This window comes from Nocardioides sp. Z40_12 (assembly GCF_058215795.1).
Genome location: NZ_JBZAJA010000004.1, coordinates 295,089 through 321,288, shown reverse-complemented (window position 1 = coordinate 321,288; position 26,200 = coordinate 295,089). Strand labels below are relative to the sequence as shown.

22 protein-coding genes are annotated in these 26,200 nt (G+C 73.1%); 18 read left to right on the top strand and 4 right to left on the bottom strand.

All coding sequences use genetic code 11. The features are described 5' to 3' along the window. The first annotated feature begins 15 nt into the window (after positions 1–15). A complete protein-coding gene (locus AC4BG9_RS10075) occupies positions 16–1,134 on the top strand; it encodes a carboxylate-amine ligase (protein WP_490570962.1) in 1,119 nt (372 codons plus the stop codon). A gap of 10 nt (positions 1,135–1,144) precedes the next feature. On the opposite strand, the gene AC4BG9_RS10070 is transcribed toward AC4BG9_RS10075, so the two are convergent. Further along, positions 1,145–1,861 (bottom strand): MerR family transcriptional regulator, encoded by a 717-nt coding sequence (locus tag AC4BG9_RS10070; protein WP_490570961.1) that lies wholly within the window; start codon positions 1,859–1,861, stop codon positions 1,145–1,147. A gap of 178 nt (positions 1,862–2,039) precedes the next feature. Between AC4BG9_RS10070 and AC4BG9_RS10065 the strand changes: the two genes are divergently transcribed. The 7 genes from AC4BG9_RS10065 to AC4BG9_RS10035 all read left to right on the top strand — a co-directional run bounded on the left by AC4BG9_RS10065 (position 2,040) and on the right by AC4BG9_RS10035 (position 10,448). Further along, positions 2,040–3,251: an acetyl-CoA C-acetyltransferase gene (locus AC4BG9_RS10065; protein ID WP_490570960.1), complete on the top strand. Its 1,212-nt coding sequence runs from the start codon at positions 2,040–2,042 to the stop codon at positions 3,249–3,251. Between the two features lie 43 nt (positions 3,252–3,294). Next, positions 3,295–5,499: a 3-hydroxyacyl-CoA dehydrogenase NAD-binding domain-containing protein gene (locus AC4BG9_RS10060; protein ID WP_490570959.1), complete on the top strand. Its 2,205-nt coding sequence runs from the start codon at positions 3,295–3,297 to the stop codon at positions 5,497–5,499. Between the two features lie 150 nt (positions 5,500–5,649). Continuing rightward, positions 5,650–6,372, top strand: coding sequence for an ABC transporter ATP-binding protein (locus AC4BG9_RS10055; protein ID WP_490570958.1), 723 nt, complete (start codon positions 5,650–5,652; stop codon positions 6,370–6,372). Further along, on the top strand, positions 6,347–7,903 hold the full coding sequence (locus AC4BG9_RS10050) for a hypothetical protein (RefSeq protein WP_490570957.1): 1,557 nt from the start codon (positions 6,347–6,349) through the stop codon (positions 7,901–7,903). Before AC4BG9_RS10055 ends, AC4BG9_RS10050 begins: the two co-directional genes overlap by 26 nt. A gap of 22 nt (positions 7,904–7,925) precedes the next feature. Further along, the gene (locus tag AC4BG9_RS10045) at positions 7,926–8,843 is read left to right on the top strand and encodes an ABC transporter substrate-binding protein (RefSeq protein ID WP_490570956.1); all 918 of its coding nucleotides are present in this window, start codon (positions 7,926–7,928) and stop codon (positions 8,841–8,843) included. Positions 8,844–8,853: 10 nt separating this feature from the next. Next, positions 8,854–9,714, top strand: a complete 861-nt coding sequence (locus AC4BG9_RS10040) for an amino acid ABC transporter permease (RefSeq protein WP_490570955.1) — start codon at positions 8,854–8,856, stop codon at positions 9,712–9,714. Further along, positions 9,711–10,448, top strand: coding sequence for an amino acid ABC transporter ATP-binding protein (locus AC4BG9_RS10035; RefSeq protein ID WP_490570954.1), 738 nt, complete (start codon positions 9,711–9,713; stop codon positions 10,446–10,448). The genes AC4BG9_RS10040 and AC4BG9_RS10035 overlap by 4 nt, the downstream gene beginning before the upstream one ends. A gap of 19 nt (positions 10,449–10,467) precedes the next feature. On the opposite strand, the gene AC4BG9_RS10030 is transcribed toward AC4BG9_RS10035, so the two are convergent. Both AC4BG9_RS10030 and AC4BG9_RS10025 read right to left on the bottom strand, forming a co-directional pair. Then, complete coding sequence (locus AC4BG9_RS10030) at positions 10,468–11,253, bottom strand: SDR family oxidoreductase (protein WP_490570953.1); 786 nt, start codon at positions 11,251–11,253, stop codon at positions 10,468–10,470. 68 nt (positions 11,254–11,321) lie between these two features. After that, complete coding sequence (locus AC4BG9_RS10025) at positions 11,322–11,786, bottom strand: DUF4282 domain-containing protein (protein WP_490570952.1); 465 nt, start codon at positions 11,784–11,786, stop codon at positions 11,322–11,324. 182 nt (positions 11,787–11,968) lie between these two features. Here AC4BG9_RS10025 and AC4BG9_RS10020 point away from each other — a divergent pair, with 182 nt between their 5' ends. The 4 genes from AC4BG9_RS10020 to AC4BG9_RS10005 are packed head-to-tail and all read left to right on the top strand — an operon-like array spanning position 11,969 to position 16,978. Continuing rightward, positions 11,969–12,550 carry a PadR family transcriptional regulator gene (locus AC4BG9_RS10020; protein WP_490570951.1) on the top strand — a complete coding sequence of 194 codons (582 nt, stop codon included), beginning with the start codon at positions 11,969–11,971 and terminating at the stop codon, positions 12,548–12,550. Next, the gene (locus AC4BG9_RS10015; RefSeq protein ID WP_490570950.1) at positions 12,547–13,281 is read left to right on the top strand and encodes an ABC transporter ATP-binding protein; all 735 of its coding nucleotides are present in this window, start codon (positions 12,547–12,549) and stop codon (positions 13,279–13,281) included. The genes AC4BG9_RS10020 and AC4BG9_RS10015 overlap by 4 nt, the downstream gene beginning before the upstream one ends. Then, positions 13,281–15,896 carry an ABC transporter permease gene (locus tag AC4BG9_RS10010; protein ID WP_490570949.1) on the top strand — a complete coding sequence of 872 codons (2,616 nt, stop codon included), beginning with the start codon at positions 13,281–13,283 and terminating at the stop codon, positions 15,894–15,896. The genes AC4BG9_RS10015 and AC4BG9_RS10010 overlap by 1 nt, the downstream gene beginning before the upstream one ends. A 38-nt stretch (positions 15,897–15,934) precedes the next feature. Beyond that, the gene (locus AC4BG9_RS10005; protein ID WP_490570948.1) at positions 15,935–16,978 is read left to right on the top strand and encodes an LLM class flavin-dependent oxidoreductase; all 1,044 of its coding nucleotides are present in this window, start codon (positions 15,935–15,937) and stop codon (positions 16,976–16,978) included. A 4-nt stretch (positions 16,979–16,982) separates the two neighbouring features. Here the strand turns inward: AC4BG9_RS10005 and AC4BG9_RS10000 are convergent, their stop codons facing one another. Further along, positions 16,983–18,401, bottom strand: a complete 1,419-nt coding sequence (locus AC4BG9_RS10000) for a M1 family metallopeptidase (RefSeq protein ID WP_490570947.1) — start codon at positions 18,399–18,401, stop codon at positions 16,983–16,985. A gap of 170 nt (positions 18,402–18,571) precedes the next feature. Between AC4BG9_RS10000 and AC4BG9_RS09995 the strand changes: the two genes are divergently transcribed. From AC4BG9_RS09995 to AC4BG9_RS09970, 6 genes are all read left to right on the top strand, one after another. Beyond that, on the top strand, positions 18,572–18,661 hold the full coding sequence (locus AC4BG9_RS09995; protein ID WP_489965218.1) for a potassium-transporting ATPase subunit F: 90 nt from the start codon (positions 18,572–18,574) through the stop codon (positions 18,659–18,661). Then, the gene (gene kdpA, locus AC4BG9_RS09990) at positions 18,661–20,319 is read left to right on the top strand and encodes a potassium-transporting ATPase subunit KdpA (RefSeq protein ID WP_490570946.1); all 1,659 of its coding nucleotides are present in this window, start codon (positions 18,661–18,663) and stop codon (positions 20,317–20,319) included. Before AC4BG9_RS09995 ends, kdpA begins: the two co-directional genes overlap by 1 nt. Before the next feature lie 107 nt (positions 20,320–20,426). Beyond that, a complete protein-coding gene (kdpB, locus tag AC4BG9_RS09985) occupies positions 20,427–22,346 on the top strand; it encodes a potassium-transporting ATPase subunit KdpB (protein WP_490571073.1) in 1,920 nt (639 codons plus the stop codon). A gap of 4 nt (positions 22,347–22,350) precedes the next feature. Further along, positions 22,351–22,935, top strand: a complete 585-nt coding sequence (gene kdpC, locus AC4BG9_RS09980; protein ID WP_490570945.1) for a potassium-transporting ATPase subunit KdpC — start codon at positions 22,351–22,353, stop codon at positions 22,933–22,935. 4 nt (positions 22,936–22,939) lie between these two features. Continuing rightward, a complete protein-coding gene (locus AC4BG9_RS09975) occupies positions 22,940–25,480 on the top strand; it encodes an ATP-binding protein (protein ID WP_490570944.1) in 2,541 nt (846 codons plus the stop codon). Then, entirely contained in the window at positions 25,477–26,175 is a 699-nt protein-coding gene (locus AC4BG9_RS09970) for a response regulator transcription factor (protein WP_490570943.1), read from the top strand. Before AC4BG9_RS09975 ends, AC4BG9_RS09970 begins: the two co-directional genes overlap by 4 nt. Positions 26,176–26,200: the final 25 nt, after the last annotated feature.

The window sequence follows — 26,200 nt, the reverse complement described above, 5'->3', positions numbered from 1 at the left end:
CGGGTAAGGGGGCCCATGCGAGCGATGGGTGTCGAGGAAGAGCTGCTGCTGGTCGACCCGACGACGGGAGCGCCCACCCCGCGGGCGGCCCAAGTGCTGCGCGCCGCGGCCGTGCGCGAGGAGAACGACCCCGCGCCCGCCACCGAGGAGGGCGGGTCCTTGGGCCACGAGCTGCAGAAGAGCCAGGTCGAGACCGACACCCCGCCGGAGGCCACGCTGGAGGGCCTCGAGTCGTCCCTGCGCGCCTGGCGCGAGCGGACCCGGGCGAGCGCCCTGGAGGTCGGTGCCCGGGTGCTGGCCACCGGCACCTCCCCGCTGGAGGGGCGCACCGGCCACCTGCGCACGCCCCGGTTCGACGCGATGGCGGCCCGCTACGGCCTGACCATGGCCGAGCAGCTGACCTGCGGGTGCCACGTGCACGTCGACGTGGAGGACGACGAGGAGGGCGTCGCGGTCCTGGACCGGATCCGGGTCTGGCTTCCGTCGCTGCTGGCGATCAGCGCCAACTCCCCGTGGGTCAACGGCGCCGACACGGCGTACGAGAGCTACCGGTCGCAGATGATGATCCGGTGGCCGAGCAGCGGCCCCACGCCGGTCTTCGGGTCGGGCAAGGCCTACCGGGCGCACGTCGACGCCATGCTCGCGACCGAGGTGCTGCTCGACGAGGGGATGGTCTACTCCGACGCCCGGGTCTCGGCGCAGCACCCGACCGTCGAGGTGCGGGCGGCCGACGTCTGCCTCGACGTGCGCGACACCGTGCTGGTGGCCGCGCTCAGCCGCGCGCTGGTGGAGACCGCCTCCCGGGAGTGGCGCGAGGGGCGACCGGTGCCGACCGCGGAGGTGCCGGTGCTGCGGCTCGCGACCTGGCAGGCCGGTCGCTACGGCCTGACCGGCAACCTGGTCTGCCCGACGTCCTGCGTCCCGCGGGCCGCGCGCGAGGTGATCGACGGGCTGCTCGAGCACGTGGACGACGCGCTGGGCACCTACGGCGACCGGGAGGCCGTGCACGCCGGCGTCGAGCGGGTCTTCGCGCACGGCACCGGCTCGGCCCGTCAGCGCGAGCTCCTCGCCGGCTCCGACCCGGCGGCGATGGTCTCGCACCTGGCCCGGATCACCTCGGGCGAGGAGGAGTGAGCCGGTCGGCTCAGCCGGTGCGCCGCCGGATGCCCTCGCGCTTGGCCTCGTCCATCGCCGCCTCGTAGGCGGAGACGAGCGCGGTGACCGAGAGCGGCTTGAGTCGCTCGACCACCTCCTGGAGCCGCTCCGGGGTCATCCCGGACTCCTTGTACTTGGGCCAGACCATGGTGCGGAAGAGCTCGTAGAGCTCCTCGGCGAGCTCCCGGCCGTGCCGGGCGTAGAGGGCGGTGGCGGCCTTGGCCGCCTCCACCGGGTAGCCGAGCTCGAGCAGTCCCAGGCCGACGGAGAGCTGCGAGACCGCGACGGTGTGGTCGCCGTCCGGGCCGGGCAGCACGATGTCCAGCGCCTGCAGCGTCAGCAGGTCCTCCTCGCTCAGCGCGCGGCCGGCGCGGCCCTCCAGCTCGGCCCGGGTCATCCGGACCGGGTGCTCGGCCATCCAGGGGGCCAGCATCGTCCGGTGCAGGGCGACGTCCTCGGCGGTGGCGCTCTCGGGGATCGAGGCGACGTAGCGCTCGATCGCCGACAGCGTGAGCCCGTGGCTCTGCAGCTCCTGGACCAGCTCGAGGCGGGCCACGTGGTCGGCGGTGTAGAACCCCGAGCGGCCCCGGCGGATCGGCGGCGGCACCAGGCCGCGGGAGGTGTAGAAGCGCACGTTGCGCACGCTCATCCCCACCCGTGAGGTCAGCTCCTCCAGGGTCAGCAGGCCCTCGGCACGCTCGGACACCGGTCCACCCCCTTCCTCTCGCTCGGCACTGCGGACTGTGCCCCGGATCACACGCGACCCGGATCCCATGATCCCTTGACGATTGTGACAGTAAGAGTGTCACAATCATGGGACACCCAGCCACCGGCGGCGCGCCTCGCGTCGCGCCGGGGCACCACAGGCACCAGCAAGGACGGTCATGGCAGAAGCATTCGTGTACGACCACATCCGCACCCCGCGCGGCAAGGGCAAGGCCAACGGCACGCTCCACGAGGTCAAGCCCATCGACCTCGCCGTCGGGCTGCTCGACGCGGTGCGCGAGCGCAACCCCGGCCTCGACCCGGCGCGCGTCGACGACGTCGTGCTCGGCGTCGTCTCGCCGGTCGGCGAGCAGGGTGCCGACATCGCCAAGACCGCGGCCATCGCCGCCGGCTACCCCGACACCGTGGCGGGCGTGCAGCTCAACCGCTTCTGCGCCTCCGGCCTCGAGGCCGTCAACCAGGCCGCCTCCCGGGTCCGCGGCGGCTTCGAGGACCTGATCCTCGCCGGCGGCGTGGAGTCGATGAGCCGGGTGCCGATGGGCTCCGACGGCGGCGCCTGGGCGCAGGACCCGGCCACCGCGCTCAAGACCGGCTTCGTGCCCCAGGGCATCGGCGCCGACCTGATCGCGACCGTCGAGGGCTGGAACCGCGAGGACGTCGACACCTACGCGGCGCAGTCGCACGCGCGGGCCGCCAAGGCGTGGGCCAACGGCTACTTCGACGGTGCCGTGGTGCCGGTGCGCGACATCAACGGCCTCGTGGTGCTCGACCGCGACGAGACCATCCGTCCCGGCACCACCCAGGAGAGCCTGGCCGCGCTCAAGCCGTCCTTCGCCCAGATCGGCGCCGACGCCGGCTTCGACGAGGTCGCGCTGGAGAAGTACCACTGGCTGGAGCGGATCGACCACGTGCACCACGCGGGCAACTCCTCGGGCATCGTCGACGGCGCCGCGCTGATGGCGATCGGCTCCGAGCAGGTGGGCACCGACCTCGGACTCACCCCGCGGGCCCGGATCATCGCCACCGCCGTCTCCGGCGCAGACCCGGTGATCATGCTGACCGGACCGGCGCCCGCCGCCCGCAAGGCGCTGGCCAAGGCCGGCCTGGAGGTCTCCGACATCGACCTCTTCGAGATCAACGAGGCGTTCGCCGCCGTCGCCATGCGCTTCATGCGCGACATGGGGATCGACGACGAGATCACCAACGTCAACGGCGGCGCCATCGCGATGGGCCACCCGCTCGGCGCCACCGGCGCGATGATCCTCGGCACCCTGATCGACGAGCTGGAGCGCCGTGGTCAGCGCCGCGGCCTGGCCACGCTCTGCGTCGGCGGCGGCATGGGCATCGCCACCATCGTCGAGCTGGTCTGACCTCCCCCTCTCTTTCACCCTCCGCGAAGGAACCACGACTGACATGAGCAGCACCCAGACAGACCAGAGCGCCGTGCGCTACGACAAGGACGCCGACGGCGTCGTCACCCTGACGATGGACGACCCGACGTCCAGCGCCAACACCATGAACGAGCTCTACCAGCGCTCGATGGAGGCGGCCGTCAGCCGTCTGCACGACGAGGTGGACTCCGTCACCGGCGTGATCGTCACCAGCGCGAAGAAGACCTTCTTCGCCGGCGGCAACCTCAAGATGATGAGCCAGGCGACCAAGGACGACGCCGAGCGGATCTTCGCCGAGGTCGAGGCGATGAAGGCCACCCTGCGCCGCCTGGAGACCTTCCCCCGTCCCGTGGTCGCCGCGATCAACGGCGCCGCCCTCGGTGGCGGCCTGGAGATCGCGCTGGCCACCAACAGGCGGATCGCCGTCGACGACAGCCGGATCAAGATCGGCCTGCCCGAGGCGACCCTGGGCCTGCTCCCGGGCGGCGGCGGGGTCACCCGCACCGTGCGGATGCTCGGCCTGCAGACCGCCCTGATGGACGTGCTGCTCCAGGGCACCCAGTTCAAGCCGGCCGACGCCCAGGCCAAGGGCCTCGTCGACGAGCTGGTGGCCACCCAGGACGAGCTGCTCCCCGCGGCGCGCGCCTGGCTGGCCTCGGTCAAGGACGACGAGTCCGCGGCGAAGCAGCCGTGGGACCGCCCCGGCTACAAGATGCCCGGCGGCAACCCCAAGTCGCCCGCGATGGCGGCCTTCCTGCCGGCCTTCCCGGCGCTGCTGCGCAAGCAGCTCAAGGGTGCGGACTACCCGGCCCAGAAGGCGATCCTGGCCGCCGCGGTCGAGGGTGCGACCAGCGACTTCGAGACCGCCTCGCGGATCGAGTCGCGCTACATCACCAGCCTGATCACCGGTCAGAACTCCAAGAACATGATCCAGGCGTTCTTCTTCGACCTGCAGGCGATCAACTCCGGGTCGCTGCGACCGCAGGGCATCGAGAAGTTCAAGGCCACCAAGGTCGGCGTCCTGGGCGCCGGGATGATGGGCGCCGGCATCGCCTACGTCTGCGCCCGCGCCGGCATGCAGGTGGTGCTCAAGGACGTCGAGCAGGCGAACGCCGAGAAGGGCAAGGCCTACAGCGAGAAGCTCAACGCCAAGGCCGTCTCGCGCGGCAAGCTCACGAGTGCGAAGTCCGACGAGCTGCTCGGCCGGATCACCCCGACCGCCGACCCGGCCGACCTGGCCGGCTGCGACCTGGTGATCGAGGCGGTCTTCGAGGACGCCTCGCTCAAGGCGAAGGTCTTCGCCGAGGTGGCGCCGTACGTCAACCCCGACGCGCTGCTGTGCTCCAACACCTCCACCCTGCCGATCACCGAGCTCGCCGAGGGCGTCGACCGGCCGGCCGACTTCATCGGCCTGCACTTCTTCTCCCCGGTCGACAAGATGCCGCTGGTGGAGATCATCCGCGGTCGTGAGACCTCGGACGCCACGCTGGCCAAGGCCTACGACGTGGTGCAGCAGATCCGCAAGACCCCGATCGTGGTCAACGACAGCCGCGGCTTCTACACCTCGCGGGTGATCGGCACCCAGATCAACGAGGGGCTGCGGATGCTCGGCGAGGGCGTCCGTCCGATGACGCTGGAGCGGGCCGCCACCCAGGCGGGCTTCCCGGTCGGGCCGCTGCAGATCAGCGACGAGCTCAACCTCGAGCTGATGAAGAAGATCCGGATCGCCAACGAGGCCGCCTGGAAGGCCGAGGGCAAGGACGTCGCCGCCGACCCGTCGACCCAGGTGGTGGAGAAGATGCTGGAGCTCGGCCGCTCCTCCAAGCTCAAGGGCGCCGGCTTCTACGAGTACGCCGACGGCCGGCGCGCCGGCCTCTGGTCCGGCCTGGCCGAGACCTTCCCGCCCGCGCAGGAGCAGATCCCGTTCCGCGACGTGCAGGACCGGATGCTCTTCATCGAGGCGCTGGAGACCGCCCGCTGCTTCGAGGAGGACGTCATCACCTCTGCCGCCGCGGCCAACATCGGCTCGATCATGGGCATCGGCTTCCCCGCCCGCACCGGTGGGGCGGCGCAGTTCATGACCGGCTACGAGGCTGCCGACGGCTCCGTGGGCCTGAAGGCGTTCGTGGCTCGCGCCGACGAGCTCGCGGCGGCGTACGGCGAGCGCTTCGCGCCGACCTCGCGGCTGCGCGAGATGGCGGAGAAGGGCGAGTCCTTCCCCGCCTGACCCGCGCCTGACCCGCGCCGAGGGGAAGCGGGAGCACCATTTCCGGACCGGAGGTGGTGCTCCTGCTTCCCCTCACTGGCGTGGGTGGGGGTCTCCACCCATGTCCCCGGTTCTGCCCCGCCGGAGGCTGCGGTCGGTGAGAATCGGCGAATGACCGACGCCGTCCCCCAGCCTGCCGCCGTCGCGGTCGAGGACCTGCACGTCCGCTTCGGCGAGGTGGAGGCGGTCGCCGGCGTCTCCTTCACCGCCCTGGCCGGCCAGTCCACCGCCCTGCTGGGCCGCAACGGCGCCGGCAAGTCGACCACCATGCGGGTCCTCGCCGGGGTCGTCCCCCCGACCTCCGGCCGGGTGGTGGTGGCCGGCCACGACGTGGCCCGCGACCCGCTGGCGGTCAAGCGCGCCGTCGGCTACTGCCCCGACGTGGGCGGCCTGGTGCCCCGGGCCACCCCCTGGGAGCACCTCCAGCTCGCCGCCCGGCTGCGGCGGCTGCCCGACTGGGAGCCGCGGGCGCGCGACCTGCTCGAGCGCTTCGAGCTCGGCGACGTCGCCCACCGGGTGACAGCCGGCTTCTCCCACGGCATGGGACGGCGCCTCTCGGTCGTGCTGGCCGCGTTCCACCGCCCCGACGTGCTGCTCCTCGACGAGCCCTTCGACGGGGTCGACCCGCTGGGCGTGGAGGCGACCTTCGACGTGGTCGCCGACGCGCGGGCCCGGGGGGCCAGCGTGCTCCTCTCCACCCACCTGCGCGAGCTGGCCGTCGAGGTCTGCACCTCCGCGCTGGTGCTGCGCGGCGGTGAGCGGGTGGCCACCCTGGACGCCGGCGAGCTGCTCGGGGAGGTCGGCGCCGATGCCTACCGCGCTCTCCTCGACTGAGCCGGCGCCCGCGCCCGGCGCCTGGGAGATGCGCGTGCTCCGGCCCCTGGCCGACACCGCCCACCTGGTCCGCTTCCGGGCCGCCGCCGTACGCCGCCCCCGGGCGGCCCGGATCGGCTGGGGGGTGCTGCTGGGGATCACCGCGGTGGCCCTCGTCGCCCCCGCCCTGGCCCCCGGCGCGGGGGAGGAGTCGGGGCGCAGCCTCGACGTGCTGATCCTGCTGCCCACCTTCATGGCCGGCTTCCTGGGCCTGGCCGTGGTCTCCGCGGTCGCCTCGGGCGGCGGGCGCGAGCTGCTGCCGCACGCCCAGGCCGTCGCCTTCCCGGTCAGCCCCACCACCGACCACCTCGGGGCGCTGCTCCAGGCGCCCCTCAACATCGCCTGGCTGATCCAGGCGTGGTTCCTGCTGGGCGCGGCCGCCTGGGGCAACGGCCCGGCCGGCCTGCTTCCCCTCCAGGTGGTCCTGCTGCTCTGGCTGGCCCTGGCCACCGCGCTCGCGCAGGTGCTCGCCTGGTGGGTCGAGGCGCTGCGGCGCGGTCGCCACGGGATCCACCTCGTCCGTCTGCTGGGCGTCGGCGGCGCGGGCGTGGCGCTGTGGCTGCAGCTGTCCGGGCGCTGGCTGCCGGTGCTGGACGCCCTGCCGACGCTGGACCTGGTCGTGGCCGGCGTGAGCGGCTGGTCGGGCACCTGGGTCGCGGCGGTCGCGTTCGAGGCGGCCGCGATCGTGGCGGCGGTGGTCCTCGGGGCGGTGCCGGCGCACGCGGCGGCCCGCCGGCTGGCCCGCGACGAGCAGCGGGTCGAGAGCGCCACCTATCCGGCCCGGCCGACCCCGCGCTCGGAGCTGGCGATGCTGGTGCGGCTCGACCGCGCCTCGGTGTGGCGGGCGGTCCCGATGCGCCGCGGCCTCTGGGTGCTGGCCCTCGGACCCGGGCTGGTCGCGCTCGCCGGGGCGCTCTCCTGGGACGTGGTGGTGATCCTCCCGGGGCTGGTGGTCAGCGGCGGGGTGCTGCTCTTCGGGGTCAATGCCTGGGCGCTCGACGGCCGCGGGGGCCTGTGGCGCGAGAGCCTCCCGGTGGACCCCGCGCTGGTCTTCCGGGCCCGCAGCTGGGTGATGACCGAGTGGCTGCTGTGCGCGGCGCTGCTCACCGTGGTGCTGGCCTCGCTCCGCGCCGGCCGCCCCACCGGCGCGGAGGCGGTCGCGCTGCTCTGCGCCCTGCTGGTGGTGACCGGGCAGGTGGTGGCGGTGGCGATGACCTGGTCGATCCGGCGGCCGTTCTCGGTCGACCTGCGCTCGGCGCGAGCCACCCCGGCTCCGCCGGCGGTGATGGTGGGCTACTCCGCCCGCCTGGCGACCAGCACCACGATCACCGCCATGGTCTTCTCCACCCTCTCCTGGACGGCCCCGGGCTGGGTCAGCGTGGTGGTGGCGCTGCCGATGCTGGGCTGGTCGGCGCTGCGCTGGCGCCGGGCCGCCCGCCGGTGGGCCGACCCGGTCGCCCGCGCGTGGGTGAGCACCACCGTCGCAGCCTGAGCCGAGCGCCTACGATTCGCTCATGCACCCGCGCCGTTCCCTCCGTCTCTCCCGTCCCGCCGTACGCCGTATCGGCGCCCTGGCGGCCGCCCCGCTGCTGCTCGTCGGCGCCGCCTGCGCCCCCACCGAGGACTCGGACGACACCGCCGCCGAGGCCGGCCCGGAGTCCTCGGCCGCCGCCGTCGACCCCGCCGAGTGCGCCGCCGACGCCGTGCGCACCGAGGGCACCCTGACCATCGCCACCGACTCCCCGGCCTACGAGCCGTGGTTCACCGACAACGACCCCGCCACCGGTGAGGGCTTCGAGTCGGCGGTGGCCTACGAGGTCGCGGACCGCCTGGGCTTCTCCGAGGACGAGGTCACCTGGCTGACGGTGCCCTTCAACACCTCCTACAAGCCCGGGCCCAAGGAGTTCGACTTCGACATCAACCAGATCTCGATCACCCCCGAGCGCGCCGAGCGGGTCGACTTCTCCCGCGGCTACTACTCCGCCGCCCAGGCCGTCATCGCCCTCGACGGCAGCCCGGCCGCCGACGCCACCTCGGTCGAGGAGCTGGCCGACCTGCGGCTCGGCGCCCAGACCGGCACCACCTCGCTGACCGCGATCCGCGACGTGATCCAGCCCGACGCCGAGGTCTCGGTCTTCGAGGACACCAACGCCGCCAAGCAGGCCCTGATGAACGACCAGGTCGACGCGATCCTGGCCGACCTGCCGACCGCCTTCTACATCACCGCGGTGGAGATCCCGAAGGGCTCCATCGTCGGCCAGTTCCAGCCCGAGACCGGCGACCAGGAGGAGTTCGGCCTGCTGCTGGAGAAGGGCAGCCCGATGACCGCCTGCGTCGACGCCGCGCTGGAGCAGATGGAGGAGGACGGCACCCTGGCCTCGCTCGAGGAGGAGTGGCTCTCGGAGACCGTCGGCGTGCCCGAGCTCAAGTGACCTCACGCCCGTGACCCTTCCGGAGGTGGCCTGGCAGCCCAGCGAGCGTGAGCTCGAGCGGCGCCGGGTCCGCCGTTCCCTGCGCCGCCGCTCGCTGACGGTCGCCGTCCTGGCGACGGTGGTGGTCTTCGGCGCGATGGCGGCCGGCGTGGTCACCTCGCCCGGCTGGGCCACGGTCCAGGACTACTTCTTCGACCCCGAGGCCGCCCGGGAGTCGTTCCCGGCGATCTGGGCCGGCTTCTGGCTCAACGTGAAGATGTTCCTGATCGCGGAGCCGCTGATCCTGGTGCTCGGCCTGGGCCTGGCCCTGGCGCGCCAGGCCCGGGTGCCGTGGCTGACCCCGCTGCGGCTGCTGGCCACCCTCTACACCGACCTGTTCCGGGGGATCCCGACGATCCTGCTGGTGGTGCTGCTCGCCTTCGGGATGCCGGCGCTGCAGCTGCAGGGGGTGACCAACGACCGGTTCTTCTGGGCGCTGGTGGCGCTGGTGCTCTCCTACGGCGCCTACGTCGGCGAGGTCTTCCGGGCGGGCATCGAGTCGGTGCACCCCTCCCAGCTGGCCAGCGCGGAGACGCTGGGGCTCACCCGCTTCCAGACCATGCGGCACGTCGTGGTGCCCCAGGCCGTACGCCGGGTGGTGCCGCCGCTGCTCAACGACTTCGTCTCGCTGCAGAAGGACACCGCGCTGGTCTCCACGGTCGGCATCTTCGACGCCGTCTTCGCGGCCCGCGACTACGGCAACTACAACTTCAACGACACCCCGCTGGTGGTGGTGGCGCTCTTCTTCGTCGCGATCACCATCCCGCTGGCCCGGCTGACCGACTACCTGGCCAGGCGGACCGCGGCACGGGAGAGGGCGGGTGCCCGATGACCGACCTGCTGCGGGTCCGCGGGCTGCGCAAGAGCTACGGCGACAAGGTGGTGCTGCACGACATCGACCTCGACGTCGCGACCGGCGACGTGGTCTGCCTGATCGGCTCCTCGGGCTCGGGCAAGTCGACGCTGCTGCGCTGCCTCAACCTGCTCGAGGAGATCGACGACGGGCTGGTCGAGCTCGACGGCGTGGACATCTCGGACCCGCGGGTCGACCGCCGGGCGGTGCGCTCCCGGATGGGGATGGTCTTCCAGGCCTACAACCTGTTCCCGCACCTGAGCGTGCTCGACAACGTCACCCTCGCGCCCCGCAAGGTGCACGGGGTGGGACGGCGGGAGGCCGAGGAGCGGGCCCGCGAGCTGCTCGAGCGGTTCGGCCTCGGCGACAAGGCCGACGCGCACCCCGACCGGCTCTCCGGCGGGCAGCAGCAGCGGGCCGCGCTGGTCCGGGCCCTGGCCCCGGCGCCGAGCCTGCTCCTGCTCGACGAGATCACCGCCGCCCTGGACCCCGAGCTGGTCGGCGACGTGCTCGACGCGGTGCGCGCCCTCGCGGAGGCCGGCACCACCCTGGTGCTGGCCACCCACGAGATGCGGTTCGCCCGCGACGTGGCCAGCCGCGTCTGCTTCCTCGACGGCGGCCGGATCCTGGAGGCGGGCCCGCCCGAGGAGATCTTCACCGCGCCGCGCGAGGAGCGGACCCGGCAGTTCCTGCGCCGGGTGCTGCCGGCCTGACCTGCCCGGCCCCGTCCGCTCAGACCAGCCTGCGGAACAGCGGCGTCGGCGCGTGCCGGATCACCCGGGCCAGCACCTCCCACGGCAGGCCGGGCACGTGCGCGGAGGCGCGCTCGGCCTCGATCGCGGCGACCATCGAGCGCACCCCACGCTCGGTGGAGACCATCAGCGGGGGCGGGGTGGTGCCCGGGCCGGTGGGGTTCATCTCCGAGGCGATGTAGCCGGGGTAGATGACCGAGAACTTGATCGGGCTGCCGTGCAGCTCGGCGCGAAGCCCCTCGGCCAGGTGGGCGACGGCGGCCTTGCTGGCGGCGTACGTCGTCATCGACTTCGGCATCCCGCGCACCGCCGAGACGCTGGAGACGATCACCAGGTGGCCGCTGCCCTGGGCGCGGAAGACCTCCATCGCCGCCTCGACCTGGGCCAGCGCGCCGACGAAGTTGGTCATCGCGGTCTCCCGGTTGGCGTCGAACCGCCCGGTGCCCAACGGGGCGCCCTTGCCGATGCCGGCGTTGACCACCACCCGGTCCAGGGTGCGCCCGTCGGCGGCGAAGTCGTCGCGGAACCCGCGGACCACCTCGAAGACCTGGTCGTGGTCGTTGACGTCGAGGGCGCGCAGGTGGACCGGGTGGCCGGGGTGGGCGGCCTGGATCTCGGTGCGCAGCTCCTCGAGCCGCTCGGTGCGCCGGGCGCCGAGGGCGAGCGGGTGCCCGAGGGCGGCGAGCTGGCGGGCCATCTCGGCGCCCAGCCCGCTGCTGGCGCCGGTGATCAGGGTGGTCTTCGCGATGGTGCTCGCCTGGGTCATGGCGCCAGTGTGACGCACATCGCCCACCCCGGCCCGCCGAGGTGCGGGACCGGGATGGGCGTGAGGCGTCAGCGCAGGCGCTGGTGGATGTCTTCGCTCATCCGCACGATCGCGACGTAGAACTCCAGCGTCATCCGGATCAGGCACAGGTAGAAGACCAGGACGACCGGGCCGAGGATCAGCACGGCCAGCCCGGCGCCGGCGCTCTGGACGAAGCTCGCGAGCACGAAGAACAGCCAGAAGAGGACCATCAGGCCGACCGCCAAGGCGTAGACGACCTTGACCACCTTGGGCGTGATGAAGCTGGTGAAGGAGAAGTCGAAGAGGCTGCCGAAGAACCCCTTGTCCGACTGCCCCTGCGGCAGGCTGGGGTCGGTGCCGTAGCCGCCGTACGCCGGCTGGCTGCCGTACGGCGCGGTGGGCTGCTCGCCGTAGGGCTGCTGGCCGTAGGGCTGGCCGCCCTGCGGGTCGCCCTGCCCGTACGGGTTCTCCTGGCCGTACGGGTTCTCGGGCGGGTTTCCGTAGTTCGACATCGTCTCTCCCTCTGCAGATTGCCTGGCGGCGCCGGGCTGCGCCTCGCAGCCTAGTGAGCGCGGGGACCTTCTGCCCGCTGAAGACCGGACCAAACCACGGGGTCCGGGACGCTTGCCGGCCACGCGCATACCCGGTATACATACCGAGTATGGCGCCGAGGTGTCGCCGGGACGGGGGAGGGATGTCGGTCAAGCAGGCGCTCCTGGCGCTGCTCGAGCAGGGACCCAAGTACGGCTACCAGCTGCGCACGGAGTTCGAGGAGCGCACCGGCGCGACGTGGCCGCTCAACATCGGGCAGGTGTACACGACGTTGTCCCGGCTGGAGCGCGACCAGCTCGTGGAGAGCGACGGGGCGGCCGACGACGAGGGTCATGTCACCTACCAGATCACCGAGGCCGGCCGCGCGGAGGCGAGCAGCTGGTTCGTGACCCCGGTGCCGCGCGAGCAGCCGCCGCCCCGCGACGAGCTGGCGATCAAGCTGGCGATCGCGGTCACGCTGCCGGGAGTGGACGTCGAGGCGCTGATCCAGGCTCAGCGCACCGCGACGATGACCGCCCTCCAGGAGTACACCCGGCTCAAGCGCACCGGGCGGGCTGCGCAGCCGACGGAGCCCGAGGAGCTCGCCTGGAGCCTGGTCCTGGACTCGCTGGTCTTCGCCGCCGAGGCAGAGATCCGGTGGCTGGACCACTGCGAGGCCCGCCTGCGACGGAAGTCCGCCAGCACGACGACCAGCACGACACCGACGAACCGGGGGAATCGATGAGCAACGAAGCGATCCTGCGACTCGACGCGGTGACCCGCGTCCACGGCACGGGCGCGACCGAGGTGCACGCACTGCGCGGTGTCTCCTTCCGTGCCGCCCCCGGAGAGCTGGTCGCGCTGATGGGGCCCTCCGGCTCCGGCAAGTCCTCGCTGCTGACGGTCGCGGGTGGGCTGGACCAGCCCACCGCCGGCACGGTGACGGTGGACGGGGTCGACCTGGCCGGCCTCGATCTCGCCGCCCGGGCCAGGCTGCGGCGCACGGCGGTGGGCTACGTCTTCCAGGACTTCAACCTGATCCCGGCGCTGAGCGCGGCGGAGAACGTCGCGCTGCCGCTCGAGCTCGGCGGGATCCGCTCCGCGGAGGCCCGCCGGAAGGCGCGCACCGCGCTGGAGGAGGTGGGCGTCCTCGACCTCGCCGACCGCTTCCCCGACGACATGTCCGGCGGCCAGCAGCAGCGGGTCGCCATCGCCCGCGCGATCGTCGGGGAGCGCCGGCTGATCCTCGCCGACGAGCCGACCGGGGCGCTGGACACCGAGACGGGGGAGGAGATCCTGCGCCTGCTGCGGGAGCGCTGCGACGCCGGCGCCGCGGGGGTGCTGGTCACCCACGAGGCGCGGCACGCGGCCTGGGCCGACCGGGTGGTCTTCCTCCGTGACGGGAGGGTGGTCGACGAGTCGGGTGCCCCGGCGACCGACGGCCTGCTGGCTCCGGCCGCGACCGGCGGCGCCTGATGCGCGGCTGGCGGCCGCTGCTGCGGCTGGCCTGGCGCGACGTACGCCGTGCCCGGGCGCGCAGCGCCCTGGTGCTGGTGCTGATCGCGCTGCCCGTGCTCGCGGTGACCACGGCGCTGGTGCTGACCTCCACCGCGCTGGTGACCGGGACCGAGGCGCTGGAGCGTCGGCTCGGCGCGGCCGACGCACTGGTCGAGTTCGACGGCTACTCCTCCCGGGTCTCCCAGACCCCCGATCCCGACAGCGGCATGGGAGCCGGCGAGGGGGACGGCCGGGACGCGCGGTTCACCCTCGGCACCCTGGAGCAGGTGCTGGACCGCGACGTCCGGGCGGTGGAGTGGCGCCGCACCGAGCTGGGGGTGGAGACCGACCGCGGTGTCGTCCGAGCGGGTGCCTCCTACCTCGACCTGGCCGACCCGCTGACCGAGGGCCTGGCCACGCTCGAGGAGGGCCGGTTCCCCGGCGAGGCCGGGGAGGCGCTGGTCAACCGCGCGCTGGCCGACCGTGGCCCCGGGCTCGGCGAGACGCTCACCCTGGCCGACGGCACCACCTACGAGGTGGTCGGCGTCGGCGAGGACGCGGTGACGAAGCAGTTCCCGACGTTCTTCACGCCCCAGGCGCCGCCGTCCGCGACCGGGACTCCCGTCAGCTGGCTCGTCGACGCCGGTGAGGTGACCTGGGAGGAGGTGCGGGCCCTCAACGAGCACGGCGCCAGGGTCCTCTCCCGCGCCGTCCTGCGCGACCCGCCGCCGGACTCCGCGGTCGCCCCCGAGCTGCGCGGAGGCAGTGGCGACGAGGCGATGACGGTGCTGCTGCTGGTCGTGGTGATGGTGCTGCTGGAGGTGGTGCTGCTCGCCGGCCCGGCCTTCGCGGTGACCGCCCGCCGGCAGTCGCGGACGCTGGCCCTGATGGCCGCCGTCGGCGGCACCCCCGCCCAGGCGCGCGGCGCGATCCTGGCGGTCGCCCTGGTGCTCGGGGGCCTCGCGGCCGCGGCGGGGGCGCTGGGCGGGATCGCGCTGGCCCGCGGCATCGCCCCGGTGGTCGAGCACTACAGCAGCTCCTGGCTCGGCCCCTTCGACGTGCCCTGGCCGCTGGTGGCGGTCGTCGCGGGCTGCGGCCTGCTGGCGGCGCTGCTCGCCGCCGCGGCACCGGCCTGGCTGGCCTCGCGGACCGACGTGGTGGCGGTGCTCGCCGGCCGGCGTGGCGACGCCGCCCCCTCGACGCGCTCGCCCCTGCTCGGCGTGGTGCTGCTGGGCGCAGGTGTCGCCGGCGCCGTGGTCGGGGCCCGGAAGGAGTCCGGCGGCGAGACCTTCATCGCCGGGTCGGCCATCGTGTCGGTCCTCGGCATGGTGCTGATCGTGCCGGTGGTCCTCGGTCTGCTCTCCCGGGTGGGCGGGCGGCTGCCCCTGCCCCTGCGGTACGCCGTGCGCGACGCGGTGCGCCACCGCACCAGGACCGTGCCCGCGGTGGCGGCAGTCGCCGCCACCGTCTGCGGCGTGGTGGCCCTGGGCATCAGCACCAGCAGCGACGCCCGCGAGAACGAGGCGACCTACGCTCCGCAGCTGCCGCACGGCGACGGGATCGTCAGGGCCGGTGGGTCGCCGCCCGCCCAGTGGCAGCAGCTCGAGCAGGTGGTGCGCCGCGAGCTGCCGGAGGCGACGGTGAGCCCGGTGGTCGGGGTGCCCGAGCTGGCGGAGGGCTACGTCGAGGTCGGGTACCGGCTGCCCGGGGAGCGCGGATCGGACTGGTTCCTGGAGTGGGTGGGCGGGAACCTGGGCACGTCAGGCCTGGTCGCCGACGAGCTGCCTGCAGTGCTGCGCGACCTCAGCGACGCCGAGCGTGAGCGCGGCGACCGGGCGCTCGCCGAGGGCCGGGTGGTCGTCTTCACCACCGACCCGGTCGAGGCCGACCAGGTGCGGGTCAAGGGCACCATGTGGGACGACCAGGCCATGGAGCAGACGACGATCTTCGGCCCCCAGACGCTGCCCGCCACCTTCGTCCAGGTGGAGACCCCCGGCTTCCCGGTCCCGGCCGTGCTGCCCACCGAGGTGGCCGCCGGACTGGGGATGGAGGTGTCGACCGTCGCCCTGCACGTCAGCGGCGTGGTGATCCCGGCGGAGGCCGCAGCCGACCTCGACGAGGCGGTCGCGGCCACGGGCGAGTACGCCGGCTTCTACCTGGAGCGCGGCTACGTGCCGCACCCGGTCGAGCGCTGGGTGGTCTGGGTGCTCGCGGCGCTGGGCGGGGTGCTGATGGTGGGCGGCACGCTCACCGTCACCTTCCTGGCCCTCAGCGACGCGCGCCCCGACCTGGCGACCCTGGCAGCGGTGGGCGCCGCGCCCCGGACCCGGCGGGCGGTGGCGGCGTCGTACGCCCTGGTGGTCGGGTTCGTCGGCGCCGTGCTGGGGGCGCTGGTCGGGCTGGTGCCGGGGATCGCGGTCGCCTTCCCGCTGACCCGGTCCTACGGCAACACCGGCGACGCCTCCGTGGGTCCCTTCGTGGAGATCCCCTGGCTGATGATAGGCGCCGTCGTGCTGCTGCTCCCGCTGCTCACCGCCGCCCTGGTGGCGCTGTGCACGCGGTCCCGGCTGCCGATGGCGGCACGGCTGGAGTGAGGGGGAATGACACCCCGGGTCCACGGGGTTGACCCGGGGTGACCGACCCCGCCATGCCCGCCCTGTCCGTGCTCGACCTGGTGCCGGTGCGCACCGACCAGACGACCGGGGACGCGGTCCACGCGACGCTCTCCTTGGCGAAGACCGCCGACGAGCTGGGCTACGCCCGCTACTGGCTGGCCGAGCACCACAACATGCCGGCGGTCGCGGCGACCAACCCGCCGCTGCTGATCGCGATGGTCGCCGGCGCCACGCAGCGGATCCGGGTGGGCAGCGGCGGCGTGATGCTGCCCAACCACTCCCCACTGGTGGTCGCCGAGCAGTTCGCGCTCCTCGAGGCGGCGTACCCCGACCGGATCGACCTCGGCATCGGCCGCGCCCCGGGCACCGACCAGCTCACCCGCTACGCGCTGCGTCAGGGCGCCGACGGCGAGGACCCGGTCGCGGAGTTCCCGAGGTACGTCGACGACATCGGCGTGCTGATGTCCGAGCACGGCGCGGCGATGGCCTTCCAGGGCCGTGAGCACCCGCTCAAGGCGACCCCCAAGGCCGCGTCGGTCGCGCCGATCTGGCTGCTCGGCTCCTCCGACTACTCCGCGCGACTGGCCGCCTCCCGCGGGCTGCCCTACGTCTTCGCCCACCACTTCTCCGGGCAGGGCACGGCCGAGGCGCTCGAGCTCTACCGCTCGACCTACCAGCCCTCGGAGCGCTTCCCCACGCCGCGCACCTTCCTCACCGTCAATGCCTGCGTCGCGCAGACCGAGGAGGAGGCGCGCCGGCTGGCCCGGCCGCAGGTGCTGCAGATGCTCGCCATCGTCACCGGCGGGACGCTCACCCCGCAGGCGTTGGTCGAGGAGGCCGAGAAGGTCGAGCTCGACGCCGGCCGGCAGCGGATCGCCGACGGCATGATGGACCGCTGGGTGATCGGCGACGCGGAGTCCTCGAGGCGCCGGATCGCCGACCTCGCCGCGCAGTTCGGCGTCGACGAGGTGATGGTCCACCCGGTCGCCGGCTCCTACGCCGGCACTCCCGCCGCCGCGACCCCGGCCCGCGAGGAGACGCTGCGGCTGCTCGCCGGGTGACGCCTCACCAGGTGGTCGGCTTGGCCGGGTTGTCCAGCCAGGTGTCGAAGAACGCCTCGAGGTCCTGGCCGCTGACCCGGGCCGCCAGTCGGCGGAACTGCTCGATCTTGACGACCTGGCCGCCGTAGGTGCTGATCCAGGTCTTCGCGAGGCGGAAGAACGTCTCGTCGCCGAGCCGCTGGCGCAACGCGTGCAGGGTGGCGGCGCCCCGCTCGTAGACCGCGTCGGCGAAGAGGTCGTCGCGGCCCGGGTCGGAGACCACGGTGGTCCAGAACTCGTCGTCGGCCGGCGTGGCCAGCACCTCGTCGAACGCCTGCTGCGTGGTGGTGCCGCCCCGGGCCTCGGTCCACAGCCACGACGCGTACTCCGCCCAGCCCTCGTTGAGCCAGATGTCGGACCAGCGGCGCGGGCCGACCCAGTCGCCCAGCCACTGGTGGGCCAGCTCGTGCGCCGCGGTGGACTCGGTCGCCACCTTGCTGAAGACCGAGCGGGTCTGGGTCTCCAGCGCGTAGCCGACCGAGTCCTCGTCGACCGTGGCGCCGTAGGCGACGAACGGGTAGGGACCGAACCGCTCCTCGAAGAACCTCACCATCGGACCCGTCAGGGCCAGGGTGGCCCGGCTGACCCGCCGGTCGCGGGCAGGGAGGTCCCGGTCGAGGAAGTCGATCACCGGCAGTCCGCCGGCGACGGTGGAGCGGCGCATCCGGAAGTCCCCGATCGTGGCGGTGGCGAGGTAGGAGGCCATCGGGTCCGGGGCGTCCCAGACCCAGGTGGTCCGGCCGTGGCGGGTGCGCCGGCTCTCCAGCAGCCCGTTGGCCGCCACGGCCAAACCCATCGGCACGGTGACCTCGAAGCGGTAGGTGGCCTTGTCCTTCGGGGTGTCGTTGACCGGGAACCAGGTGGGGGCGCCGTCCGGCTCGTTGACCACGATCGCGCCGTCGCGGGTGGTGACCCAGCCGTAGAGGGCGCCCTCGGCGTCCTTGGGGCGGCCGGTGGCGCCGCCGTACCGGACCACCACCGTGTGCCGCTGCCAGGGGCGCAGTGAGGCGCGCGGGGTGACCACCAGCTCGTGGTCACGGACCTGGCGGAACCGCGCCGGGCGGCCGTCGACCACGACCGACGTCGCCCGCAGCCCCCGCAGGTCGAGGTTGAACCGGCCCAGGCGTTCGCTCGGCACCATCCTGATCCTGGCCACGGCGTCGAGCCGCCCCCGCAGCCGCGGGGCCCCCGCCCGGGGTGGGGTGTAGTCGAGGGTCAGGTCGTAGTGCTTCACGTCGTAGCCCCGGTTCCCCGCCAGCGGGAAGTACGGGTCCCCCGCGCCGGGGCCGCCGGGGGACTCGGCTGCGCTGCCGGAGGCCAGCAGCGTGACCAGCAGAGGGGCCACCACGGCTCCCACGATCGTGCGCCTGTGACGGACGGACATCTCCAGCCTCCTGCCCGACGCCGGTGGACGACGCCCGAGGAATCGACGGTAGCCCTGTCCGCGCCCCGGTGACAGGGGTCGCCGCGGTGACTCGACAAGAGGGCGTCAAGAGGCGTCAAGATCGCGTCAACATCGGCGCCCGGAGGTCTGTCCGCGGCTTGGCTGGTCGCATGAGTCTTGCAACCGGCCTCCTGATCGCGGCGGTCCTCGCGATCGCGGCGTACCTGCTCACGGCGTTGATCCTCCCGGAGCGTTTCTAGTGTCCGACACCGTCTCCGGCCTCCTCTCGATCGCCACCCTCCTCGGGCTGCTCGCCCTCCTCTACGTCCCCCTCGGCGACTACATGGCCCGCGTCTACGACGGGGCCCGGCACCTGCGGGCCGAACGCGGCGTCTACCGGCTCACCGGGGTGAACCCCGACGTCGAGCAGAGCCCGCGCTCCTACGCCGTCAGCGTGCTCGGCTTCTCGTTGGTCGGGGTCGTGCTGCTGATGGTCATGCAGATGGCCCAGGCGCACCTGCCGATGAGCAGGGACCTGCCGGGCACCCCCTTCTGGATGTCCTTCAACACCGCGGCCTCCTTCGTCGCCAACACCAACTGGCAGTCCTACGGTGGCGAGTCGACCCTCGGCTTCACCGTGCAGATGGCCGGGTTGGCGGTGCAGAACTTCCTCTCCGCGGCTGTCGGCATGGCGGTCGCGGTCGCCCTGATCCGCGGCTTCGTCCGGGTGCGCAGCGGGTCGCTGGGCAACTTCTGGGTCGACCTGACCCGGGGCACGCTGCGGATCCTGCTGCCGATCGCCTTCGTCGGCGCACTACTGCTGATCCTCGGCGGAGTGGTGCAGAGCTTCTCCGAGACCGGCATGGAGACCCTCGCCGGCCACAGCCAGGTGCTGACCGGCGGACCGGTGGCCAGCCAGGAGTCGATCAAGGAGCTCGGCACCAACGGCGGTGGCTTCTACAACGCCAACTCCGCCCACCCGTTCGAGAACCCCAGCGGGTTCACCAACCTGCTGGAGATCTTCCTGATCCTGCTCATCCCGGTCTGCCTGACCCGCACCATGGGCACCCTGCTGGGCGACCGTCGCCAGGGTCTGGCGGTGCTCGGCGCGATGGGCGTGCTGGTCACCCTCTCGCTCGTGGTCGTGACCGCCGCCGAGGTCGGCGCCCGGTCGGACGCCGCACAGGCGGCGGGCGCCGCGATGGAGGGCAAGGAGACCCGCCTGGGCGAATGGGCCTCCGCGCTCTTCGCGGTCGCCACCACCGGCACCTCCACCGGGGCGGTCAACGCCAGCCACGACTCGCTGACCCCGCTCGGGGGCGGGATGGTGCTGATGAACATGATGTTCGGCGAGGTGACACCGGGCGGCGTCGGGACGGGGCTCTACGGGATCCTGATGATGGCGATCCTCGCGGTCTTCGTCGCCGGGCTGATGGTCGGCCGCACCCCTGAGCTGTTCGGCAAGAAGATCGGCTCGCGGCAGATGACCTACGTCGCCCTCTACACGCTCACCACCCCCGCCCTGGTGCTGGTCGGCACCGGCCTCGCGATCTCGCTGGACTCCACGCCGGAGGCGATGGGCAACCCGGGCGGCCACGGGTTCAGCGAGGTGCTCTACGCCTACACCTCGGCGGCCAACAACAACGGCAGCGCGTTCGGCGGCATCACGGTGACCTCGGACTTCTTCCAGATCACCCTCGGGCTCGCCATGCTGCTCGGCCGTCTGGTGCCGATCGTGATGGTCCTGCTGCTCGCCGGCTCGCTCGCCGAGCAGGGCAAGGTCCCGGCCACCGCCGGCACGCTGCCGACCCACAAGCCGCTCTTCGTGGGCCTGGTGGTCGGCGTGATCGTGATCATGACCGCGCTCACCTACTTCCCCGCCCTTTCCCTCGGACCGATCGCAGAGGCACTCGCATGAGCACCGCCCAGTCCATCTCCTCCCGCCAGCTGGTCGCCCAAGGCCTGGCGCAGCTCCCCGAGGCGCTGCGCAAGCTCGACCCGCGCCACCTCTGGCGCTCCCCGGTGATGTTCCTGGTCTGGCTGGGATCGATCGTGACCACGGTGGCCGCGGTCGTGGACCCCAGTGTCTTCACCGGGGCGCTCGCGGTGTGGCTGTGGCTGACCGTCGTCTTCGGCAACCTGGCCGAGGCCGTGGCCGAGGGCCGCGGCAAGGCCCAGGCCGCCTCGCTGCGGGCGGCCCGGACCGACACGGTCGCCCGGCGGCTCGACGCGGCCGGCCACGAGACCGCGGTGCCCGGCACCCAACTGCTCGTCGGGGATCGCGTGGTGGTGGAGGCCGGTGAGGTGATCCCCGGCGACGGCGACGTGGTCGAGGGCATCGCCAGCGTCGACGAGTCGGCGATCACCGGGGAGTCCGCGCCGGTGATCCGCGAGGCCGGAGGGGACCGCAGCGCGGTGACCGGCGGCACCCGGGTCCTCTCCGACCGGATCGTCGTACGGATCACCGCGGCCGCGGGGGAGACCTTCCTGGACAAGATGATCGCCCTGGTGGAGGGCACCTCTCGGCGCAAGACGCCCAACGAGGTGGCCCTCTCGATCCTGCTCACCAGCCTGACCCTGGTCTTCCTGGCCGCCGTCGCCACGCTGGCACCGATGGCCGAGTACGCCGGGGCGCCCCAGGACCTGGTCGTCCTGGTGGCCCTGCTGGTCTGCCTGATCCCCACCACCATCGGCGCCCTGCTCTCCGCGATCGGCATCGCCGGCATGGACCGGCTGGTGCGGGTCAACGTGCTGGCCATGTCGGGCCGCGCGGTCGAGGCAGCGGGCGACGTCTCCACGCTGCTGCTGGACAAGACCGGCACCATCACCCTCGGCAACCGGCAGGCCGCCCGGTTCATCCCCGCTCCGGGTGTGAGCGAGGCGGAGCTGCTGGCCGCGGCGCGGCTCTCCAGCCTCGCCGACCAGACCCCGGAGGGTCGGTCCGTGGTCGAGCTGGCGCTGAGCCTGGGCGCCGACGACCGGGACCTGCCCGCTGGTGCGACGTTCGTCGAGTTCACCGCGCAGACCCGGATGTCGGGGGTCGACCTGGCCGACGGCACGCAGATCCGCAAGGGGGCGGGCTCCGCGGTGGCGGCGTGGCTGGGCGGCGGGCCTGCGGCCGAGATGGCCGACGTGGTCGACGAGATCGCCCGCGCCGGCGGCACCCCGCTGGTGGTCGCCCGCTGCGGTGCGGGCACCGACTCGGGGGTGCTGGGTGTCATCCACCTCAAGGACGTGGTGAAGGAGGGGATGGCCGAGCGGTTCGCCGAGCTCCGCTCGATGGGCATCCGCACGGTGATGATCACCGGCGACAACGCCCTCACCGCGCGGGCGATCGCCGACGAGGCCGGGGTCGACGACTTCCTCGCCGAGGCGACTCCGGAGGACAAGCTGGCCTACATCCGCCGTGAGCAGTCCGGGGGACGGCTGGTGGCGATGACCGGCGACGGCACCAACGACGCGCCGGCGCTGGCCGCCGCCGACGTGGGGGTCGCGATGAACAGCGGCACCGCGGCGGCCAAGGAGGCCGGCAACATGGTGGACCTGGACTCCGACCCCACCAAGCTCATCGACATCGTGGAGATCGGCAAGCAGCTGCTCATCACCCGCGGCGCCCTGACCACCTTCTCCATCGCCAACGACGTCGCGAAGTACTTCGCGATCATCCCGGCCATGTTCGTGGCCGCCTACCCCTCCCTGGACGCCCTCAACGTGATGGGCCTGGCGACACCGCAGTCGGCGATCCTGTCGGCGGTGATCTTCAACGCCCTGGTGATCGTCTTCCTGATCCCGCTGGCCCTGCGCGGCGTCCGGTTCCGGGCGGCCTCGGCCACCCAGGTGCTGCGTCGCAACATGCTCGTCTTCGGGCTGGGCGGCGTCCTCGTCCCCTTCGTCGGCATCAAGCTCATCGACCTCGTCGTCTCCCACATCCCAGGAATTGGCTGATCACATGAACACCGACTTCGTACGCCAATCACTCACCGCCCTGCGGGCCATGCTCGTCTTCACCGTGATCCTCGGGGTCGCCTACCCCGTGACGGTGTGGGCGGCCGGCCAGTCGCTCGGCGACCGGGCCGAGGGGCAGCCGCTGCGCCACGACGGGCAGGTCGTCGGCTCCCGCCTGCTGGGTCAGCAGTTCGAGGGAGAGGAGTGGTTCCACTCCCGTCCCTCGGCCAACGACTACGACACCCTGGCCTCGGCTCCCAGCAACCTCGGACCCAGCAACACCGACCTGCTCGAGCTGATCGAGGAGCGTCGCGCCGAGGTCGCGGCGCGGGAGTCGGTGGCGGCCGACGACGTACCGCCGGACGCGCTGACCGCCTCCGGCTCCGGCCTGGACCCGCACATCTCGCCGGAGTACGCCGCGATCCAGGCGCCCCGGGTGGCGGCGGCTCGGGGCCTGGACGTGCAGCAGGTGCGTGACCTGGTGGAGGCGAGCACCGACGGACGCAGCCTGGGCTTCCTGGGCGAGCCGGGCGTCAACGTGCTGGAGCTCAACCTGGCGGTGCTGCGGGCGGACGAGGGTGGAGACTGATGCCATGAGGCCTGGCGAACGCGGGAGGCTCCGGGTCTACCTGGGAGCGGCGCCCGGGGTGGGCAAGACGTTCGCGATGCTCGACGAGGGTCACCGCCGGGTCGAGCGCGGCACCGACGTGGTGGTGGCCTACGTGGAGACCCACGGGCGGCCCCGCACCGCGGAGGCCGCGGCGGGTCTCGAGGTGGTGCCGCGGTGCGCGATCGGCTACCGGGGCACCGTGGTGGAGGAGATGGACCTGGACGCCGTCCTGGCCAGGCGCCCGGCGGTGGCCCTGGTCGACGAGCTGGCGCACACCAACGTGCCGGGCAGCAGGCACGAGAAGCGGTGGCAGGACGTGCAGGCCCTGCGGGATGCCGGGATCGAGGTGGTCACCACCGTCAACATCCAGCACCTGGAGTCGCTCAACGACGTGACCGAGTCGATCACCGGCGTCCGCCAGCGGGAGACGGTGCCCGACCACGTGGTGCGCTCCGCGGACCAGATCGAGCTGGTCGACATGAGCCCCCAGTCGCTGCGGCGCAGGATGGCGCACGGCAACATCTACAGCGCCGACCGGGTCGACGCGGCGCTCTCGCAGTACTTCCGGGAGGGCAACCTGACCGCGCTGCGCGAGCTGGCCCTGCTCTGGCTCGCCGACCGGGTCGACGAGGGAATGGAGCGCTACCGCGACGCGCACCAGATCGACTCCACGTGGGCCACCCGCGAGCGGATCGTCGTCCCGGTCTCCGGCGGACCGGAGTCCACCACCCTGATGCGCCGGGCCGCCCGGATCACCTCGCGCTCCTCGGGGGCGGGCTGGCGTGCCCTCTACGTCACCCGCAACGACGGTCTCACCGGCGTCTCCCCCGACACGCTGATCAGCCTGCGACGCAAGGCCGAGGAGCTCGGCGGCACCTTCCACACCGTGGTCGGGGACGATCCGGCCGAGGCCATCCTGGACTTCGCCCGCGCCGAGAACGCCACCCAGATCACCATCGGTGCCAGTCGGCGCGGCCGGGTCTCCACGCTGCTGCGCCCCGGGGTCGGCGAGCGCGTGGTCGCCGGCTCCGGCGACATCGACGTCCACATCGTCGCCCACGAGCACGCCCGCCAGGGAGTGGCGAGGTCGCACCCGCCCGAGGGCCTGGGACGTCGACGCAGAGCCGTGGGCCTGGTCTTCGGGATCCTCGTCCCGCTGCTGGTGAGCCTGCTGCTGCGCTGGACCCAGGACCTGCACGCGCTGCCCACCGAGGCGATGGTGCTGATGGTCGTGGTGGTGGCGACCGCCCTGATCGGCGGGCTGGCGCCGGCCCTGGTCTCCGCCCTTGCCAGCGGACTGCTGCTCAACCTGCTGCTGACCCCGCCGGTGGACACCCTGACCATCGCGGAGCCGGAGAACGCGGTCACGATCGCGCTCTTCCTGATGGTGGGCATCGCGGTGGCCACGGTCGTGGGCGACGCAGCCCGCCGTTCGGCCCAGGCGACCCGGGCCCGGGCCGAGGCCGACGCCCTCACGGTGCTCGCCCACAGCCTGCTCAACGCCACCGACGACACCGACGGGCTGCTCGCCTCGGCGTGCGAGCTCCTGAACGCCGACGGTGCGGCGATCTTCCGGCGTGAGGACGGCACGGGCACGGCGGAGGTGGCGGTGGCCACCTGGGGGAAGGCGCCGCGGGACCGCGAGGCCGCCGACGTGACCGCGGCCATCGACGAGCGGAGCACGCTGGCGTTGGCGGGCGCCGGCCTGCCGGCTTCGCAGCGCAGCCTGCTCAACGCCTACGCCGCCTACGCCGGCGTGATGGCCGACCGCCGCCGCGCCACCGAGGGGGAGGTGGAGCGGCTACGACTGGCCGAGGCGGACCGCACCCGGACCGCCCTGCTCTCCGCGGTCTCGCACGACCTGCGCTCGCCGCTGGCCGCGGTCAAGGTGGCGGTGGACAGCCTGTGCAGCCCCGACGTGGAGTGGTCGCCCGAGGACGAGCGCGAGCTCCTGGCGACGATCCAGGAGGCGACCGACCGGCTGATCGGCCTGGTCACCAACCTGCTGGACATGAGCCGGGTGCACACCGGGTCGATCCGGCCCCGGAGCGCCGAGGTGGTGCTCGCCCACGCGGTGCACGACGCGCTGGCCCCACTGCCGGGGTCGGCGCGGATCGAGGTCGCGGTCGACGAGCAGCTGGTGGCGCTCGCCGACCCGGGGCTGCTGGACCGGGTGCTGGCCAACCTCTGCGAGAACGCGCTCAAGCACACGTCCGCGACGGCGGGGATCCGGGTCGACGCGACGACCCTCGCCGGCGACCGGGTGGTGCTCCGGATCGCCGACACCGGGCCGGGCGTCGGCCCTGGCGACCGGGACCGGCTCTTCGACCCCTTCCAGCGGTTCGGCGACGTGCCCCGGGAGGACGGGGTGGGGCTGGGGCTGGCCGTGGCCCGCGGCCTGACCGAGGCGATGGGCGGGACGCTGAGCGCCGAGGAGACCCCCGGCGGCGGCCTGACCTTCGTGCTGGAGCTGCCCGCCCTGTCACCCGTCCTGTCACCCGCCCTCGAGGAGGAGCTTTCGTGACCCGTGTCCTGGTGGTCGACGACGACCCTGCGATCCGCCGTACCCTCGGGGTCAACCTGCGGGCCCGCGGCTACGAGGTGGAGACCGCCGGAGACGGCCGCTCGGCCCTGCAGGCGGTGGACGAGCAGGCGCCCGACGTGGTGCTGCTCGACCTCGGCCTGCCCGACCTCGACGGGGTGACCGTGCTCGGCCGGCTGCGCGCGATGGCCGAGGTGCCGGTGATCGTGGTCTCGGCCCGCACCGAGTCCGACGACAAGGTGGAGGCGCTGGACCTGGGCGCGGACGACTACATCACCAAGCCCTTCTCGATCGAGGAGCTGTTGGCCCGGGTGCGTGCGGCCACCCGCCGGGCCGGAGCCGAGTCCCCCGCGCTGCGGGTGGAGGTCGACGGACTGGTCCTCGACGTCACGGACTGCACCGCCAGCCGCGACGGCGAGGAGCTCCGGCTCACCCCGACCGAGTGGCGGATCGTCGAGCACCTGGTCCGCCGCCGCGGGCGGCTGGTGCGCCAGAGCGACCTGCTGCACGCCGTGTGGGGGCCCCGCTTCGATCGGCAGACCAACTACCTGCGGGTCCACATGTCCAGCATCCGCCACAAGCTGGAGCGCGACCCCGCGCATCCGCGGCTCTTCCTCACCGAGCCGGGCATGGGTTATCGCTTCGTCATGCACGAATCCACAAAAAGTCAGGCTTGACTGTTTGTTAGTTCGTGACGCAGGC

Excerpts from the sequence above, each read along its gene's own strand:
- AC4BG9_RS10075 (WP_490570962.1), top strand. The coding sequence starts at position 16 with ATGCGAGCGATGGGTGTCGAGGAAGAGCTGCTGCTGGTCGACCCGACG.
- AC4BG9_RS10065 (WP_490570960.1), top strand. The coding sequence starts at position 2,040 with ATGGCAGAAGCATTCGTGTACGACCACATCCGCACCCCGCGCGGCAAG.
- AC4BG9_RS10060 (WP_490570959.1), top strand. The coding sequence starts at position 3,295 with ATGAGCAGCACCCAGACAGACCAGAGCGCCGTGCGCTACGACAAGGAC.
- AC4BG9_RS10055 (WP_490570958.1), top strand. The coding sequence starts at position 5,650 with ATGACCGACGCCGTCCCCCAGCCTGCCGCCGTCGCGGTCGAGGACCTG.
- AC4BG9_RS10050 (WP_490570957.1), top strand. The coding sequence starts at position 6,347 with ATGCCTACCGCGCTCTCCTCGACTGAGCCGGCGCCCGCGCCCGGCGCC.
- AC4BG9_RS10045 (WP_490570956.1), top strand. The coding sequence starts at position 7,926 with ATGCACCCGCGCCGTTCCCTCCGTCTCTCCCGTCCCGCCGTACGCCGT.
- AC4BG9_RS10035 (WP_490570954.1), top strand. The coding sequence starts at position 9,711 with ATGACCGACCTGCTGCGGGTCCGCGGGCTGCGCAAGAGCTACGGCGAC.
- AC4BG9_RS10030 (WP_490570953.1), bottom strand. The coding sequence starts at position 11,253 with ATGACCCAGGCGAGCACCATCGCGAAGACCACCCTGATCACCGGCGCC.
- AC4BG9_RS10025 (WP_490570952.1), bottom strand. The coding sequence starts at position 11,786 with ATGTCGAACTACGGAAACCCGCCCGAGAACCCGTACGGCCAGGAGAAC.
- AC4BG9_RS10020 (WP_490570951.1), top strand. The coding sequence starts at position 11,969 with ATGTCGGTCAAGCAGGCGCTCCTGGCGCTGCTCGAGCAGGGACCCAAG.
- AC4BG9_RS10015 (WP_490570950.1), top strand. The coding sequence starts at position 12,547 with ATGAGCAACGAAGCGATCCTGCGACTCGACGCGGTGACCCGCGTCCAC.
- AC4BG9_RS10010 (WP_490570949.1), top strand. The coding sequence starts at position 13,281 with ATGCGCGGCTGGCGGCCGCTGCTGCGGCTGGCCTGGCGCGACGTACGC.
- AC4BG9_RS10000 (WP_490570947.1), bottom strand. The coding sequence starts at position 18,401 with ATGTCCGTCCGTCACAGGCGCACGATCGTGGGAGCCGTGGTGGCCCCT.
- AC4BG9_RS09995 (WP_489965218.1), top strand. The coding sequence starts at position 18,572 with ATGAGTCTTGCAACCGGCCTCCTGATCGCGGCGGTCCTCGCGATCGCG.
- kdpB (WP_490571073.1), top strand. The coding sequence starts at position 20,427 with ATGTTCCTGGTCTGGCTGGGATCGATCGTGACCACGGTGGCCGCGGTC.
- kdpC (WP_490570945.1), top strand. The coding sequence starts at position 22,351 with ATGAACACCGACTTCGTACGCCAATCACTCACCGCCCTGCGGGCCATG.
- AC4BG9_RS09975 (WP_490570944.1), top strand. The coding sequence starts at position 22,940 with ATGAGGCCTGGCGAACGCGGGAGGCTCCGGGTCTACCTGGGAGCGGCG.